17 protein-coding genes are annotated in these 16,919 nt (G+C 49.4%); 3 read left to right on the top strand and 14 right to left on the bottom strand.

Annotated features, from left to right (window positions below; all coding sequences use genetic code 11):
• Positions 1-89: 89 nt before the first annotated feature.
• The gene (locus I2G61_RS13885) at positions 90-731 is read right to left on the bottom strand and encodes an ECF transporter S component (RefSeq protein ID WP_195548362.1); all 642 of its coding nucleotides are present in this window, start codon (positions 729-731) and stop codon (positions 90-92) included.
• 274 nt (positions 732-1,005) lie between these two features.
• Here I2G61_RS13885 and I2G61_RS13880 point away from each other — a divergent pair, with 274 nt between their 5' ends.
• Positions 1,006-1,857, top strand: a complete 852-nt coding sequence (locus tag I2G61_RS13880; RefSeq protein WP_195548361.1) for a polysaccharide deacetylase family protein — start codon at positions 1,006-1,008, stop codon at positions 1,855-1,857.
• A 367-nt stretch (positions 1,858-2,224) separates the two neighbouring features.
• On the opposite strand, the gene I2G61_RS13875 is transcribed toward I2G61_RS13880, so the two are convergent.
• Together I2G61_RS13875 and I2G61_RS13870 are read right to left on the bottom strand one after the other, a co-directional pair.
• On the bottom strand, positions 2,225-2,791 hold the full coding sequence (locus tag I2G61_RS13875; RefSeq protein WP_159432798.1) for a metal-dependent transcriptional regulator: 567 nt from the start codon (positions 2,789-2,791) through the stop codon (positions 2,225-2,227).
• A 271-nt stretch (positions 2,792-3,062) separates the two neighbouring features.
• Positions 3,063-3,740, bottom strand: a complete 678-nt coding sequence (locus tag I2G61_RS13870; RefSeq protein WP_195548360.1) for a GntR family transcriptional regulator — start codon at positions 3,738-3,740, stop codon at positions 3,063-3,065.
• A gap of 136 nt (positions 3,741-3,876) precedes the next feature.
• Between I2G61_RS13870 and yfcE the strand changes: the two genes are divergently transcribed.
• Positions 3,877-4,419, top strand: coding sequence for a phosphodiesterase (gene yfcE / locus I2G61_RS13865; RefSeq protein WP_072684706.1), 543 nt, complete (start codon positions 3,877-3,879; stop codon positions 4,417-4,419).
• 64 nt (positions 4,420-4,483) lie between these two features.
• Here yfcE and I2G61_RS13860 read toward each other — a convergent pair whose 3' ends face one another.
• From I2G61_RS13860 to I2G61_RS13850, 3 genes are all read right to left on the bottom strand, one after another.
• On the bottom strand, positions 4,484-4,987 hold the full coding sequence (locus I2G61_RS13860; RefSeq protein ID WP_195548359.1) for a hypothetical protein: 504 nt from the start codon (positions 4,985-4,987) through the stop codon (positions 4,484-4,486).
• Between the two features lie 290 nt (positions 4,988-5,277).
• Complete coding sequence (alr, locus tag I2G61_RS13855; RefSeq protein ID WP_072684704.1) at positions 5,278-6,393, bottom strand: alanine racemase; 1,116 nt, start codon at positions 6,391-6,393, stop codon at positions 5,278-5,280.
• 33 nt (positions 6,394-6,426) lie between these two features.
• The gene (locus I2G61_RS13850) at positions 6,427-6,858 is read right to left on the bottom strand and encodes a hypothetical protein (protein WP_195548358.1); all 432 of its coding nucleotides are present in this window, start codon (positions 6,856-6,858) and stop codon (positions 6,427-6,429) included.
• Between the two features lie 205 nt (positions 6,859-7,063).
• Between I2G61_RS13850 and I2G61_RS13845 the strand changes: the two genes are divergently transcribed.
• A complete protein-coding gene (locus I2G61_RS13845) occupies positions 7,064-8,467 on the top strand; it encodes an amidohydrolase (protein WP_370544675.1) in 1,404 nt (467 codons plus the stop codon).
• A gap of 228 nt (positions 8,468-8,695) precedes the next feature.
• On the opposite strand, the gene I2G61_RS13840 is transcribed toward I2G61_RS13845, so the two are convergent.
• From I2G61_RS13840 to I2G61_RS13805, 8 genes are all read right to left on the bottom strand, one after another.
• Positions 8,696-9,883 (bottom strand): N-acetylglucosamine-6-phosphate deacetylase, encoded by a 1,188-nt coding sequence (locus tag I2G61_RS13840; protein WP_195548356.1) that lies wholly within the window; start codon positions 9,881-9,883, stop codon positions 8,696-8,698.
• The gene (locus I2G61_RS13835; protein WP_195548355.1) at positions 9,883-10,692 is read right to left on the bottom strand and encodes a ChbG/HpnK family deacetylase; all 810 of its coding nucleotides are present in this window, start codon (positions 10,690-10,692) and stop codon (positions 9,883-9,885) included. The genes I2G61_RS13840 and I2G61_RS13835 overlap by 1 nt, the downstream gene beginning before the upstream one ends.
• Positions 10,689-11,585: a hypothetical protein gene (locus tag I2G61_RS13830; RefSeq protein ID WP_195548354.1), complete on the bottom strand. Its 897-nt coding sequence runs from the start codon at positions 11,583-11,585 to the stop codon at positions 10,689-10,691. Before I2G61_RS13830 ends, I2G61_RS13835 begins: the two co-directional genes overlap by 4 nt.
• Before the next feature lie 64 nt (positions 11,586-11,649).
• Positions 11,650-12,468 (bottom strand): PTS system mannose/fructose/sorbose family transporter subunit IID, encoded by an 819-nt coding sequence (locus tag I2G61_RS13825; RefSeq protein ID WP_006061015.1) that lies wholly within the window; start codon positions 12,466-12,468, stop codon positions 11,650-11,652.
• Complete coding sequence (locus I2G61_RS13820; RefSeq protein ID WP_195396019.1) at positions 12,468-13,259, bottom strand: PTS sugar transporter subunit IIC; 792 nt, start codon at positions 13,257-13,259, stop codon at positions 12,468-12,470. Before I2G61_RS13820 ends, I2G61_RS13825 begins: the two co-directional genes overlap by 1 nt.
• Positions 13,260-13,290: 31 nt before the next feature.
• Positions 13,291-13,785, bottom strand: a complete 495-nt coding sequence (locus tag I2G61_RS13815; RefSeq protein ID WP_072684698.1) for a PTS sugar transporter subunit IIB — start codon at positions 13,783-13,785, stop codon at positions 13,291-13,293.
• A 17-nt stretch (positions 13,786-13,802) separates the two neighbouring features.
• Complete coding sequence (locus tag I2G61_RS13810; protein ID WP_072684697.1) at positions 13,803-14,210, bottom strand: PTS sugar transporter subunit IIA; 408 nt, start codon at positions 14,208-14,210, stop codon at positions 13,803-13,805.
• 115 nt (positions 14,211-14,325) lie between these two features.
• The gene (locus tag I2G61_RS13805; protein ID WP_195548353.1) at positions 14,326-16,323 is read right to left on the bottom strand and encodes an HTH domain-containing protein; all 1,998 of its coding nucleotides are present in this window, start codon (positions 16,321-16,323) and stop codon (positions 14,326-14,328) included.
• Positions 16,324-16,919: the final 596 nt, after the last annotated feature.

Below are 16,919 nucleotides of genomic sequence, written 5' to 3'. Positions count from 1 at the left end.
GTTCCTCCCTGCCGTCAGAAACGGTTTTTTCTTTTTCATCAAACTCTTAGGCTGATGCCTCAACGGATCTATGTCTTTAATGATTACGATCATTCCCCAGCTGGCTTTTTCATCTTCCCTTTTGTTAGCGGCAGCAGAGCCCGGCCGACCGCGAGGACAATCACAGCGCCGATCGCCATTTCCAAAAGTCCGTTCGTCATGACCACGCCCAGCAACAACGCCGCCAACCCTGACAGCGCAACGCCTTTTACTGCGGCATACGCCGAGCCGAAGAAAACATAAATCCCCAGCATGACCAGAGCCGTATGCGTCAGCGTACTGATCAACGCCGCCAGGATCAGACTGACATTGATCTTCTTCGTCGTTTTCATCAGCAAGGTAAACAACACACCGGCCAGCCAACCCAACAAAACCCGCGGTCCGATCGTAATGATCAAACTCGCCAATCCGCCGTGAAATTCGCCAACCGAGTAAAACGGTGAAAAGACAAACGAGGTCACCGTCGGCGTCAGGGTGTTGACAATCACGCTGCTGATCCCGAAGATCAAGCCGATTGCGCTCCCGGCTTTCGGCCCCATCAGAACTCCTGCCAGAATGACCGGAATATGCAGCGTCGTCGCCCGCACCGGACCGATCGGAATGTAGCCTAACGGCGTCAGCATCAGCACAATTTCGATGCAGCCGAACAACGCCAGCAGCACCATGTTCTTCGTCTTCTGTTTCGATTTCATATTTTCTGTTTTCCTCCTGTCACTCCCTTCCCGGGATGCAACGTACTGAAATTCGAGAATCCCTGCCAAAATGCCATCCATCGGATAGAAGTCCGTTACGATCTCCTTGCGAGGTGACAATCCGGATTGTGGGAATTCATTTTTATTATACTCAAGATCCCCTCCAATTCAACCGTTTCACGACCGGAAGGCGACAAAATTCTACCAAAAATAGACAGCTCTGAATTTGTTGAACAGTTGCCATACTAACGGTACAGGAAATGAAGGTGAACGGATGAAAAGAATACCCTATGTCATTTTAATCAGTCTGCTTTTCTTAAGCGGATGCCAGAGTCAGCCCGGAAGCGAGGATCCAACGGCCAGGGTCGGGTCCATAACCGATGATGTTCCGGAAATCAATATTCCGGAAACTGATATCGACTTTTCGCAATTCAGTACGCTGGACGCCCGGATGCAGGCGTGGGGCTTGGGCAAAGACAAAGATGAAAACGGCCAGCCCGCAGACGCGGTGCTCGCGAATCAAAAGTATAAAGCTTATGACGCCGTCTTTGTCGGGCGACCGGATCAAAAGGTCTATCTGACCTTTGACAATGGCTACGAAAACGGAAATACACCGAAGATCCTGGATACGCTGAAAGAGAAAAACGTCAGCGCCGTCTTCTTCGTCACATCCCAATATGTATTGGAAAATCCGGATTTAATTCAGCGAATGATTGATGAAGGTCATGTGATCGGCAATCACAGCTATCATCATCACTCCTTCCCGACGATCAGCATTGAGAAAGTTTACGATGAGATCATGCAGCTGGACGCGCTGTTGTTGGATCAATTCCAATACAAGATGACGCTGGTTCGGCCGCCGAAGGGAGAATTCAACGAACAGTCGCTGGCCTTATGCAACGTATTAGGCTATCAGACTGTGCTGTGGTCGTATGCTTACTACGATTACAATGTCGCCGATCAGCCGGATCCGGCAACTGCGCTGAAGAAAAATCTGGATAACGCACATCCCGGCGCCATTTATCTTCTGCACGCAGTCTCGGATACCAATATGCAGATTCTCCCTGATCTGATCGAAGGCTTGCGGAAGCTGAATTATGAAGTAGCCCGCTACGATTTAAAATAAGACTTTAGAAAAAAGAATCTGTTCTCTTTCTGAAAAGAAAGAGTGAAAGACAAATTCCGTTTCAAAACAGAGGCTGGCTTTTGAAGGGGAACTTACTCAAACTTGCGTAAAAAATTAAGGGCAGGGAGGATCAAGCTTATAGTTTGATCCTCCCTGCTTCTTTGCGCAAAAATTCTAAGACCCGCCTCAAAACTGAGTAAGGACCGTTAAAGGATTGGTCTTTTTTCTTTTTAATTGACTTTTTTCTCCGCTCTGCAGCTCATGAATTGAAAGTTCGGACAACAATAATACAGTCAGCTTCGACGAGTACAGCCAACATTGCCAGATCAGACAGAGATGTTCCTGTCTTGCTCACCAACACGACTGGTTAATGGTTCAACTGATCGTCATTTTCATTGACCGCGGGAGCCGTTTCCCCCAGGCGCATCGCTTCCGACCGGAATTGTTCCAACCGGGCCTCCGCGGCAGCATCCTGATCGAAATAATCGACGAGCAGATCCAGACACCGCAAAGTTTCCGGCGAACTCATATGTTCCAGTTTTTCCGTTTCTTCCAGCAGTTGTTCCGCTTTAATGCCTGCCAACTGCAGAAATCGAGCTACCCGCTGATGCCGCTCCAGCAAGGCTTTTCCCTGCTTCCAACCTTTCTCTGTCAACTGCACGTCCCCATAGTTTTCCACAATCAAAAAACCTTCGGCCGCCAATTTACGCAGCATTTTACTGACCGAACTGCGTCCCACCTGAAGTGCGCTGGCCATGGCGGACACCCGGAGCGTTTGATTTTCCTGCTGCAGCCGGTATATCATTTCCAGATAGTCTTCCATTGCTGCCGTCAGCTGATCCGCTTCATTCCGTGCCGCTTCCCGAAACGGCCGAAATCCCTTGTTTTCCGCCATCCCCTTCGCCTCTTTCCCTAGTCTCTGCCGCTTTGCCACGTTTCTATCCTGCTCCATATTATTCTTAAATCCTTCGTCCGTGCGGGCTGCCTCAACAGGCAGAATATCCCGTTTCGCAAAGAAAAAGCTGGGGTATCCGCTTCCCAGCCGCTCATTCAAACAAGCTTGACGTGTTCAATCTCGCAACAGACTTTCAGAAAACAGACTGAAGCTTCAAGTCCCACAGCGCAGAATTTCGACATCAACTGCTGCTTATACCTCGTTTTTTCCTGGTTTCCATTGAAGAAAGCCTTCGTTTTTTCCTTCCACGTTACGCTTCTTCTCCCACCTGCGGGAGTTTAAAATATCGACTAAATTCCCCCTGAATCCGATCATGCAGCCGCCGCACACCACCTTCCAGATGATACCGCATGACTTCACCGCAGCGCTCCCGCTGGCGCTTTTCCACAATTTCCACAATTTCCTCATGTTCATGAAGCAATTCATTCATTGAGAAATTGGCTTTGACGTCCAACATTCGGAAACGCGAATAATGTACTTTCATCTGATTGATAATCTGCCACATGGCCCGCTGGCCGGCGATCGCAAAGATATGCTCGTGAAATTCGCTGTCCAACGCGTAGAATTCATCCGGCGTCCGCTGCTTCGCAATCGCTTCCCGCTGATGAGCCAAATCTGTTTTCAGCTGCTGCAGCTGGGCGGGCGTTCTTCGTTCGATACCATCTTTCAGGATCTGAATTTCCACGATTGTGCGCATGTTGATCGTCGCCATGACCAATTCCATATCAATCAGCGATACCTTCGTTCCCCGCTGCGGCAGGACTTCCAGCAAGCCGTCGTTGCACAACCGCAGGAATACGTCGCGAACCGGGGTTCGGGACACCTGGAATCGCCGCGAGATTTCATTTTCGCTGATCAACGCTCCCGGTTCGATTTTCAGATCGATAATTTCTTCCTTTAACTGATTGTAGATCTCCAATTTATCCATCCTGAGTCCCCCTCATACAGTTAGTATACAAGGTGTCCGGGAGGGATTCAAGTTTCATTTTTCCACGGCAATTTCAAAGAAATTCTCACTGTCTCTCCCGATCATGATATAATGCAGGCGATAAGGAGGACAAGCTATGAAATTTTTAGTCATTTCTGATATTCACGGTTCTGCCGACTATATGGAAAAAGCGCTTGAAGCTTATACCCGGCATAAACCAGATCAAATCCTGCTGCTGGGTGATATCCTCTATCATGGCCCGCGCAATCCGCTGCCGCAGGGCTACAATCCCCAGAAAGTCGCGGCGCTGCTCAATCCGCTTGCCGATAAAATCATCGCCGTCCGCGGCAACTGCGACGCCGAAGTAGATCAGATGCTTTTGAATTTTGATATTCAGCGCGACTGCGCGACCCTCTTTCTGGGCGGACACCGGATTACGGCGACGCATGGTCATCTGTTTCCGCTCGATCCGCCGCCGCACAGCTTCCCCGGCGATATCTATTTGTTTGGACATATCCACGTTCCTGTCATTCGTCAGGAAAACGGAATTACGCTGCTCAATCCCGGCTCGATCACGCTGCCAAAACAAAATTCACCGCATACCTACGGACTGCTGGACGAAAACGGATTTACGATCATGACCGAGGATCACGAAGTCTATCAATCGCTTACCTTCTGAGCATGACAAAACACTTACGGCAATCAGGCCCAATTCCTTTCAGGTCCGACAGTCTTATTTGAGACTATACCTTTCCTTTCATGGGCTTCTCTACTTCAGAGAGCCCTTTTTTACGTTCGTCGATCAACAGACAGAGCACGGCTGCCCATTGATCCTCCGCTTCCTTTAACGTAATTTTCACCACTTCTCCCTGCTTCATCAAATGCCGTTGGGCGACTGGCGCGATGTAATAAACAGGCTGGGTAATCGCATCCAGAACCAGCTGATTTTCCCGAACTTCCATTTCCGTACGTTTCCATTGGCAGGATGGCAACGTACGGCGAATCCGATATTGATCCCTTTTGGATCCGGCTTTCATCCGCTGGGCTTGTTTCCAGACCTGCTGAAGCATCGCCGTCGGCAGCGACTGGTAGGCCTCCGGCAGCGGCGCGTCTTCAATCCGCTGGGGATGATGAATCATCGCGTCAAACAATTCTTCGCGGAACTGCGCCGCATTGTGGCTTAAGGCGCAGAGCTCGCGGCGCTGCGTCAAGGTTGGAAAACAGGTAATTTTTACATTCATAATCATGGTAATTATTTCCTCCTACTATTACTATTGCGCTTTTTTTCTGAAATCCTCCCGGATTTCAGAAATTTCTACCAATTTTTCGATTTTTTTTGTCCTGTTTTTGTCTCAAATCGTTCCATTCCCTTTATAACAGCTCTTTTCCCGCGATATTTCTCACGGATAGAAAAATTCCAAACAAACTTGCATTCATCCTTCCAACTCAAATTCTCGTTTGCAGCATCAGTATGAAAATCAACTTAAAACGACAAAAAAACCTTCGGCAATCCTTTGGATTACGGAAGGTTCAATGATTATTTTTCCAACATCAACCGATCCAGCCGCGGATTAGCAACTTCCCGGATCCGACCGTCTTCAAGATAGACTTTTGCCAGTCGGTCGCTCAGCAAAGTCAGAACTTCATACGGAATCGTTCCCAACTCCCGCGCCACCTGTTCCAGCGGAACATGCGGACCGAACAGTTCGACCTTCGTCCCTACCGGAAAGGCGTGCGGAAGCCGGATCATCGCCTGATCCATGCAGATTCGTCCGACAAATTCGCCGGTTTCTCCCTCAATCCAGCATTGCCGTCCCTGGTGCTTGCGAATCCAGCCGTCAGCATACCCGATCGGCAAGGTTCCGATCCATTCCTCTTTCTGCGTCGTATAGGTCGCCCCATAGCCCACCGGCTGCCCCGCCGGCAACGCCTTGACATAAATCAATCGGCTGTATAAGCTGACGCACGGCTTCAGCGGCGTCGCGTAGGAAGTCACGCCGAACATTGCCAGTCCGCAGCGCACCGCGTTGCCGGGCGCCTTCGGATAATGCACCGCTGCATCGGAATTACTGCTGTGCACCCAGCGAAAAGGCGTGTTCAAGGCCTGAACAATCCGCTCGAAACGGGCCGCCTGATCGTCCGTCATCTCATTGTCCGGATTATCCGAGCAGGCATAGTGGGTGAAAATGCCTTCCACCAAGGCGCCGCTGTCCTGCAGCAGCGTTAGCATCGCCCGCAGTTCGTCAAGATTCTCCGTGCCGATGCGGTGCATGCCGGTATCCACCTTTAAATGTACTCTCAAACCCTTGACCGGGACCTGAACCAGCTCCTTGACCCACTTTAGCGATACCGCCGGCACCGCCAGATCATACCGCAGAAGCAGCTCCGCTTGGGACGGATCCACAACGCCCAGAATTAAAACCGGCGCTGTGATCCCCTGATACCGCAGCGACAACGCCTCATCCAAGCTCGATACTGCCAACATCGCGGCCCCCGCTTCCAAGGCTGCCCGTGCAACCGGACCATCGCCAACGCCATAGCCATTGGCCTTGATCACCGCGATAAACTGCCGGTCCGTCTGCCGGCGCAGCCAGCGGATATTTTCTTTGATCTGATCCAGATCGACCTCAACCCAGCTCTCCCGATAAAACATGTCTGTCCCTCTTTTCCTGACTAGTCCTGCCGCTTAGACAAAGCGGGAAGTCGTATAGGCCAGATAAACTCCGCCGATGCGGAACATCAGTGACAACAGCGCGCTCATGCTTGTGCCGATCAGGCTCTGCAGCACCATCCTGAACGCAAGCATAAAGAACTGAAATCCCATCGTAAACACACCAAAGCCGAAATAAGCGATCATATCGCCAAACAGGAAACAAAGTACCGCCAGCACGGCCGCCAGCACAGAAAACCGCACCTGTACCCCGCGGCCATATTTACGGATGACCGTGCCGATTGCATAACCGAACGCCAGGTAAACCACTGAGAATTCAAACATGAGAAACCGCGCGATCAGACCGTAAAGAATCGTCAGTCCCACAGTCGCCCCAGCGCCATATCCAACTGCCCGAATAAACCGCTCATTGCGGGTCAGCGCCTGTTTATTGTAAATTTTAAGCATACAAGACCTCCTGAATACTCCCAGTATAGCACAATCAAATTTAAAAGAGAACGGGCGATCCGCAGACAGAATCTTACAAATCATGAACAGGCAGCTTTTCCTGCCGTTGGGAAGTGAGATTGAAAAAAGCAATTTGGAAACGGTTTTCTTTACTTTTCCGCTTTCCCAGAGTATCATTTTTTTAATGAGTGAAGGAGGTTCTACCGTGTTATCGAAGACGCAGAATCAAGCATTATATGAATTGCAGAAAGAGCTGTGGGGCTACGCTGAACCCGGTTTTCTGGAACACAAATCAGCGAAGGCCATGAGCGGTTTCCTGCGCAGGGAAGGTTTCCAGGTAACTGAAGGTCTTTGCGGCATGGATACGGCGTTTGTCGGAGTCTGGGGCAGCGGTCGGCCGGTAATCTGTCTGTTAGCGGAATTTGACGCACTTTACGGCCTGAGTCAGGAAGCGGACGTCGCCGAATACAAACCGATCGAAGGCATGGCGACCGGCCATGGCTGCGGCCATCATCTGTTAGGTGTTGGATCGATCGCCGCCGCGATGATCGTCAAAGACTATCTGGAAAAGAACAAGCTGCCGGGGACGATCAAAATGGTCGGCTGTCCGGCGGAGGAAAGCGGCAGCGGCAAAGCCTATCTGGCGCGCGACGGGTTCTTTGCGGACGCCGATGCCGCGATCACCTGGCATCCATCCGCGCTTAACGTCGTATCTTCCGGCTCTCATCAGTCCTGCATTCAATGTTATTTCCGTTTTCACGGCGTTTCCAGTCATGCCGCAGGCAATCCGGAAGCGGGCCGCAGCGCGCTGGACGCTGCCGAACTGATGAGCGTCGGCGTCAATTACCTGCGCGAACACATGGACTCTAAAGAACGCGTCCACTACGCCTACACCAATGCTGGCGGGATTTCCCCGAATGTCGTTCAGGCGGAAGCAGAGGTCAAATACCTCGTCCGCTCCACGACCAATCCAAAATGTCAGAAGCTTTATGAACGTGTGATCAACATCGCCAAAGGCGCCGCGTTGATGACCGGCACGACCTGCGACGTCATTTTTGATGAAGGCTTAAGCAACGTCATTCCGAACTTCACGCTGGAACAGGTTCTGGAAGAGGCCTTCTTTGAGGTTGGCGCTCCGGAGTATACCGAAGCTGAACGCGCTTATGCCAGGCAATTCCGCGATACCTATCCGCTCGATCCGGAAAGCGAGGTCACAGCCGCCATCGCCGAGCCAAAGACGCTGATCGCCAACATCCAGAACAGCGATATCTGCGATATCGTGCTGCGCCACCGCTGTGTTGACGAATGTTCGATGGGATCAACCGACGTCGGCGACGTCAGCTGGGTTGTGCCGACAGCTCAGATCAACACCGCCTGCTACAGCTACGGCGCGGGCGGGCATACCTGGCAATGGGTTGCCCAGGGCAAATCCACACTGGCCTACAAGGGGATGATGCTGGCGGCGGAAGTCATGGCAAAAGCAGTCGAGAAATGCTTTGAGCAGCCGGAAATCATAGTAAAGGCAAAAGCTGAATTTGATGAACGGCTGGCCGGGCAGACCTATGAATGTCTGATTCCCAGCGATGTGAAACCGCACATTATCCAATAAATCATCTCTGCTGACGCCTGCCGGATCGACCATTCTGGCAATACCGGCGTCATTCAGAAGGCTAAAAGCCGGCATCCTTCCCATGCGCAGGGCCGGCCTTGATTTCAACAAAAAAGAATGGAGTTCGTTGAACATCCGCGATGGCTTCCGCCTGTCCTCCAGGACAAACGGGCGATCCGGTTTCATGATCCCCATTCTTTTTTATGCCTCGATTTCTATTTTAACGTTTTACTCCGCTGCGCAAGCCTTCAGAAAATCCGGATTGAACAAATCGGTGTCTTTCTCAGCATCATACACACAGCGCCCTTCGCTGAAGGTTTTCAGAACCTGATAATCCTCGTCGATGATGATGAAGTCCGCATCCATGCCTGCTGCCAGCCGGCCTTTCTGAGGTGCGCCGTAGACCTGTGCTGGATTGCGCGAGCTCATTTTCACGATTTCCGTCAGCGGCAGATGCAGATTCTCCGCCAGATTGCGGATACCGCGGATCACCGGCAGCGTTGAACCGCATAACCTTCCAGTATCCGATAAACAATAACCCTTTTCATCAATATTCACATCGAACATGCCCGACAGATGATACCGGCCGATCGGCGCTCCCGCCATCGGCACATTGTCGGAAACCATCATGAACTTGTCAAACGGATTCTTTTTAACCCGCAGCATCAGTTCAATCATTTCATTCGCGACATGCAGACCATCGCAGATCAGCTCGTTGTAAACCTCGCCGTTGAGCAGACAGGCGCCCAGACCGCCCATCCGGCGATGGTGAATCCCCGCCATGACGTTGGCGGTGTGCGTCGTGACCGTGATCCCCCATTGAAAAGATTCCAATGTCTCCTGATACATCGCGTTGCTGTGGGCAAAAGCACAGCGGACCCCCTGCGACGTCAACAGCGCAATCGCTTCTTTTGCACCCGAGATTTCCGGTGCGATCGCAACCAGCTTCAGCATCCCCTGAGCGGTGTCGATCATCGCCTGGACATGTTCTAAATCAATATCCGGATGCCCGGTATCAATTCCTTTTTCCCCCACGCGGTTCAAATATGGACCTTCGCTGTGGATGCCGATCGGCTTTGCGCCGTCAATCGGTCCCTGCGCCACTTTGACTATCGCTTCGAACAAGCCGAAATCCGCCGTCGGCAGACACGCTGTGACCCCCTGGGATGCCAGTCCCTTCAAGTAACCACGGACCGTTGCTTCCGGATCAGCCTGATCGCCCATCAGGCCGTAGCCCATCGTTCCATGATTATGGGTATCAATAATTCCCGGTAAAATCCGGTGATTTCCGGCATCCACCGTGATCGCGACGCGCGCGGTCGGCGGCAGGATCTCCACAATCCGGCCTTCGTCAATATTCAAAATACCATCCACGATTCCCTGATCGGTGACAATCCGCTGTGATCGTACAAACATTAACGTCCCTCCTTCAGATCACGATAAGTGATCAATTCAATCTGATGTTCCTGCAGAAATGCCCTGACTCTCGGGCTGGTCGCCATTGCCAGATCCTTCATGCGGATCATCGTGTAGGTTGTTTCTTTCATCAAATCTTCTTCCACAAAACCGCAATGGCAGATAAAATAACCGATTTCATGGGATAACGAGGCTTCCAGCGATTTCAGGAATTCCTGTTCCACATCCGTTTTCAGCTGATCCTCGATTGGAAACGGCTTCGGCGTCCATGTGCAGGGAATCATGGAAACCTGGCCGGCGCTCATGACGTCTGTCGTCATCAAAATATCGTATTTCTCCGCGATCACCCGCGCCGCTTTCTGGGTGTTGGGCGTCGCCATCGAATGACCATGAAAGTATTCCGGCTTGCGGCCCATCAATTCAATAAACCGCTTGACCTGATTTTCAGTTTCCAGCAACGTTTGTTCATAGTCGTAAGGATCCTCTTCAAAGCACAGGCACATTCCCTGCCGGCCGGTGATTTTACCCTCGCGCATGCGCTGAACTGAAGGCACAAAATGACCATCCGGATTCACCAGCGAAGGAACCTCTGCCGAATCACTGACGGGCCGTCCCGCAACCAGGTTGATGTCGATGCCGACGCAGACTCCCTGGCGGTCACGGATTTTCGCCGCAGCCCGGGCTGAGCTGGGCATGTTGACAAACAAGCCGGTATTGCGAATGATTCCCTGATCAATTCCTTTCAGAATTCCATCGGCGACGGAATCCGTTAAGCCATAGTCATCACTCTGAAACAATAATTTTCTCATTCCGCTTTCATCCTGCCTTTCAATTTTTCCAAAATCTGCTCCAATCGCGGGATGTCCACATGGCAATCCTGATTGGAGCGTGTATGCCGGACAACGAACTGATGCTTCTCGATCGCGCCGGAAGCCAGCAGCATGCCGTTTTCGAAGAATCGCAAGCCGTTATCCGGATCCTCATATTCCTTGTTAATCCAATCTTCCTCCAGCAAGTCCGAGACGTCAACCCCTTTTCGATGAGCGCAGACGATTTTTTCCCCCTGCGCCAGACAATCCAGTAAAATGACCTCGGCGCGGGAAGGGCAAGCTTCTTTAAGCAGCTTCAACCCTTCATAGGAATTGCAGCATTGATCGACCAGCACCAACGCTGTGGATGATTTCGGATCCCATTCCTGAATTAAGCGCAAGATCAGCGCCACGGAAGCACTGTTGCGATTGAAATTAACGCGGTTGCCGCGGCTGTGCAGCAGACTGACGCCAAACAAAGCCGCCAAACTCGCCGCCAAAACGGCAGCGACTTTCATCGCCGGGCTGAGCGAGCGCAGCGCATAAACCGCGCCTGCCGCCATCAGAAAACAGATCGCCCCAAGCCCCCATTCCAGCGCCAGGTTCCTGCCTTCCGCCTGCGTATTCTTCCGCGGATTCAGCGGATAATAACGGATCGGCAAATGGGCATGGGAAGGCGTGTCATAAGCGCAGGCGATCACGGTCTTTGCGTGCGCCAGATCGCCGATCACCAGATTGCATACATGCAAGATGCGGGAATGCCGGGTTTGAAATTCCGTCTTCCATCCCCTCTGCCTGCACTGCCGGCATACTTCCGCCAGAAATACCTCTTTTTGTTTACGCGTATACCGACGCGCCAGCGTTACGCCCGCCAGCATCATTTCCTCTTTCATGATCTCACCTCCGGAAGGAAAAACAGGCTATGAAGCTCAGTCCTTCATAGCCTAAACTCTGATTTTAGAAAATTCGGAAGAAGGCGCCGACCAGGGCGAACACGAAGATCCCCAGAATCAGCTGCGTCGGGCGTGCGCCCTTCTTGATCAGGCGAACCAGTGTAAATAACAGGATGACGCCGAGCAAGCCCGGGAAGATCGAATTCAATACATCGCCGATGACAACCGATGTTTGACCGACGTTCAACGTCCAGTTCAGCGGGACGCTGACCATCTGCGCCGTCATCGCGCCGACCATGATTAAACCCAGCACGGATGCCGCTTTGGTTAACGCGCCCATCAAGCCTGAAGAGAACACCATATCAATAAACGAAGTACCATAGACATAACCCCAGTTTACAAAGAAATACTTCACGATGGACTGTGTTACGCCGTAGAGCAGGATGAAGATCAAGGTACCCAAAATCGAACCTTCCGCGCACAGACCGATGCCGATCCCCGCGGCAATGATGCGCAGACAGTTGAAGAACAGACTGTCAAACATGCCGGCTGTCGGTCCCATCAGGGCCGCTTTGATGCTTTCAATCGTCTGGCCGTCGATCGAGTTCTTTTCTTTATGCTCTTTTTCCATCGCGTAGGCTAAGCCGGCGATGAAGCTGAACGGAACGGCGTGGGTATTAAAGAAGTTCTGATGCCGCAGGTACGCCTCCCGCTTGCCTTCCATATCATCTTTATAAATACTTTCAATCGCCGGAGCCATTGTGATCGTAAAACCATTCGCCTCCATTTTTACCATGTTGAAGCTGGTAAAAACCAGATGGGAACGGAAGAACATTGATTTTAAAACTTTCTTTTCTTCCGGCGTCAATACTTTCTTTTCCATTAGAAGAAATCCTCCTCATCTGTTTTCGCAGCGGAAGCCGCCATTGAATTCTTTAAATCAATACTGCGCTTTTCGCCCATGAACATCGTGATCGCGATCGCGGCGCCCAGGATTGCGATCGGCAAAGTCGCCATGCCCAAGTAAGCCACCATGACATAACCGACAAAGAAGAAGATGCCGACTTCATTGTTCCAGATCATCGACGTCAGAATTGCGAAGCCGACCGCCAACATCATCGACGTTGCAGCGCCCAAGCCTGTCATAACCCAGGCCGGCATGCTTGCCAGAAACGCATTCAATCCCTCAACGCCATAGGATACCGCAAAGAACAGGATAACGACGTTAATCAACGGCGTCAGGCAGGAAAAACCAATCGTCTGGAACGCGAATTTACGCGGATTGCATTCTGCAGCCAGCTTTTCCCAATACGCCGCAAGAGAAGCCCAGATCGGCGTGAACATGCCAGCGATGGACGCCATGACCGTACCGATTGGCAAGGCAATCGCCAGACCCGCTTCGATATCGGCGCCAGTTAAAATAGTGTAAGCGACTGCGATGATGCTGGAGGTTGTCGCATCTGCCGGGATCGAGCCCCCGATGGCGGAAATTCCCATGAAAATGGATTCCAGGGATGCGCCCATGATGATGCCGGTCTTGAAATCACCCAAGATCAACCCCGCTAACGGAGCGACGACGATCGGCCGGTTAAGACATTGCCAGGACATGATGTAGGGATCTAAAATTGAGATGATATAATACGCTAAACAAATTTGTAAAGCTGCGGATACCATAATTTTCCTCCTCTTTTCCTAATGAACTTTCTTATAAACCCAAAACTTTGCTTAATTTTTCCGGATTGTCTTCCGGCGTGGTCTGGTACACAGTTTCGATGCCGAAGCTCAGCACTTTCTTGAAGTCTTCGACTTCTTCGTCGTAAGCATACAGATTGGATCCGTAGGTCCGACGGGCAAGATCCCCCTGTTTCGGTGCGATGCGGCCATAGTTGCCGACGTTGATCAGCGGAATGTCCTTCACTTCTTCCAAGATTTTGATCAGATCTTTCGGGTTGGAGATGATGACCAGAATTTTATGTCCTGCTGCGCGCGGATCCTTCAGCAGCGTGATCGAATCGGCAACTGAACGGATTGTGACCTTCGCGGTTGCCGGGGCGGCCATCATCAGACTCTGCTGGATGATCTTGTTGCCTGCCGCCTCATCATTGGCCACGACAATCCGGTCAACCCCAGTGTGCCGCGACCATTTGATCGCCACCTGTCCATGAATCAATCTTTCGTCCAAACGTACTAACTTAATCATTTCCTTTTCCTCCTTTCTTAGAAAAAATCCTCTTGTTCTTCTGTTAAATCCGGCAGCTGCACGACGCTCAGCATTGATCGGCTCTGTTCGACGATCTGTTCGATCTCCTCCACCGTGACCTCCGTTTTTGTTGAAAGCTCCAGAACACAGGCCAGATTCACGCCGCCGATCAGCGTAGTGTTGGGTTTCTGCAGATAGGTCATCATGACCTGATTCACGCTGCCGCCGATCAAGTCTGACATCAGAAGCACCTGATCCTCCGCGGAAACTCCGGCATAAAATGCGTCGAGTTTTTCCTGAACTGACGCTTGATCAACATAAGCGTCAAACACGGTGACATTGTCAGAAGCGCCCATCAAAATATCCAGAGAGCTTTTCATGCCGCTGGCAAAATGACCGTGCGATGACAAAAAGATTTTCAGCAATGCGATACCCCTTTCTTGTTGGATATTTCTTCAACGTCCCTACTATAACCTGTTTTTGTAAGCGTTACCACGTTCACTTTTTCCGAAAAAAAAGGGAAAACTTTCGTTTTTTCCCTTAGCCAAGTGAAATTGGCAAAGCCTTTAAACTTGCGCGGACGATCTCCGTTAATCCGGTTACACGGTGATTTTCAATCAACATCCACAAATTTTCATTATCTCTGAAGAAAGAAATTAAAAGATCGTTAACAAATCTTACGGCCTCCAAACTGCTGTCAAAATCAGCGCTGATCACAACGATATGCAAAATCGGCTGTTCATCAAATATTCTTTCCTGATTTAACTGATAAATTTCAAAAAATCCTTTGCTTACCCATTGTCGTTTTACAAACAAAATGCAAACTTTGTTCGCTACGCATGTTTTCTTAGTGTAATGAAGATCAGCATAGATCTTCTCGACGCTCTCCGCATCTTTTCCCATTTTATAGCTGATTAACTGTATAAAAGAGTCCATACTTTCATATTCAAAATCACGATAAATTGTAAATACGCCCAAGCGCAGATGATCAAGAGCGGACTGCAGCTGAACACCTGATAAAATAACCTGATTATAGATATCGTTCATCTGGCTTTGTGTCGGAATGCTGTTGACCATTAAGCACGGCCAGTCATATTTATACGAATAATAAGGATAACTTAAAATTGCCCAGTCGTAATCTTCGACTGGCAGTTTCCGCATTTCATAGAGTTCATAAACGTCCAGACAAGCAAAACAGGAACCAAACCGAGTCTGGATCATCTGCTTTAGAATTCCTGACGAAATATATCCGCCGCCATTGGAAACAATCGCCCGGATGGGCTTGAACGGATAAGGAATCATCAAGAGCAACGTATTGAGGTGGCCGGCAAATGTGATCAGATTATACAAGCTCAATTTACAATGATACTGAGTTTCGAACAAACGGGCAAGATTATGTGCCAGTTTCGACGCCAAAGGACAATCTTGAATGCGCGAATCCTCTGAATGCAGACTTTTTACGCTATGAAACGAAGCGTTGAAATCTTTTTGAACCAGCAAAGGAATTAATCCTGAACATAGAATCTGTTCTTCATTGGGAATTTGAGTCAGATCTACATTGTAGTCCTTTTTTACTGACTTGCAGAAGGCAGCATTCAGTTTTTGCGCTTCCTCAGCTAATTCAAAATAATTATCGGCGAGCTTGCAATCCAGCGGAATATCCGCCCAAAACACCAAGAGCAGCGCAAATGCCAGAATTTCATCTTCATTCACGTCAAAACCAGAAAACTGTCCGCATTTCAGAATTACTTCCTCAGCCACTCGATATTCCCGGAAACGTCGTATGTAATCCTGTTGTTTTCGGGATAAATGAATAGGACAGCCGGCCTGATAACGGGAAGCCATCAATAGCAAATAACGGGATAAGCGCTGCGTATTCCCATCCAAGATATGACAATCTGATTCTCTTAATGCTTTGAGGAAGATATGTCTGATTTCATATCGTTCCTCATCCTCGCGATCGAAAAAAGAGAGAGAATCTGTATTCTTATACAAATTAACAGCTTCATGATAGTGATTTTCAAAAATACACAGCATTAACATCCGACGATCAAATTCGCTTCCGATGACCATCGGTCCTTCTTCGCTTCGTTTTTTCAAGCGTAAATTAAATTTATTCAATAAAAAATTAACTTCTTTCAATTCTTCCCGAATTGAGCTTTTCGTGAGGTAGAGTTCGTCAGCGATATCTTCAATAGTCAGATATCGTTTTTCTACAATAATCCGGCGCAAAATATCATTCGTCCTGTCATTTTGTGCCCGCGGAGTTCCGCCGATCGCTGAAAAATGAATTGCCAGCTGTATTTTTACCGGAGAAAACTTTTCTTCATCAAAAACTTTGAGAACGTAACCTTTTCCTTTCTTCGCGATCAAATCAGCGCCGCTGGCTTTAGCGAAGGCTTCGAGTTCAGCTATATCGTTCTTTATCGTTCGTTCTGTGACGCTGACTTTTTCCGCAAGTTCATAAGAGCGGATATAGTCGTCTTGCTGGGTCAGAATGTAGAATAACTGTAAGATTCGCTTCTTTTCATTCGCCATTCCTTGTCCTCCAACTTTCTTAGCTGGTTCAAAAAGTAGACTTTTTGAACCACGCAAATTCTAGTTAAAATAAGCCTTTTTTCTTTCATTTCCAATTATATTTCAAATGTCAGTTAAAGTCTACTTTTTCAGCCAAAGCGCAACTGGCTAAAAGATAAGGCTGCGGATTTATAATTATCTGAAAATGAGAGCTTTGAATTAATTAAAGATTGTTTCCCTGGCATCTCTTTGTCCAGTATCTCGCTTCAAAGATTCAATGACTAATCAATAAACTGAATTGTAAAGAGAAAAGTCTCCCCTGAAAAGACGCAAACTTGTTCAGTTTAAACTGCACAGGGTTTCTAACGTGCACCCTAATCGCGCGTTCTGACACAGAAGTCTATAACTTATCAGTCTGTCCGGATTTTCCAGACGCAGAGAAACAAATTCAATCCTTGAAATATTTCGAACTCATGATTTTTGTTTCTCTCTATGATATACGCATAAAATCAGAAAACAGCTCCGCAGGAAGACAAATTTATTTTAAGTAGTTCTTGTTTTAGGCTCTTTCAAAAATAGTGTTGGTGAGAGAAAAACCGAAACAAGAAAGACGCAGA

This window comes from Holdemania sp. 1001095H_141210_F2 (genome assembly GCF_015558105.1).
Classification (GTDB): Bacteria; Bacillota_I; Bacilli_A; order Erysipelotrichales; family Erysipelotrichaceae; genus Holdemania.
The sequence above is the reverse complement of the archived record's forward strand: the minus strand, read 5'-3'. Positions and strand labels throughout refer to the sequence as shown.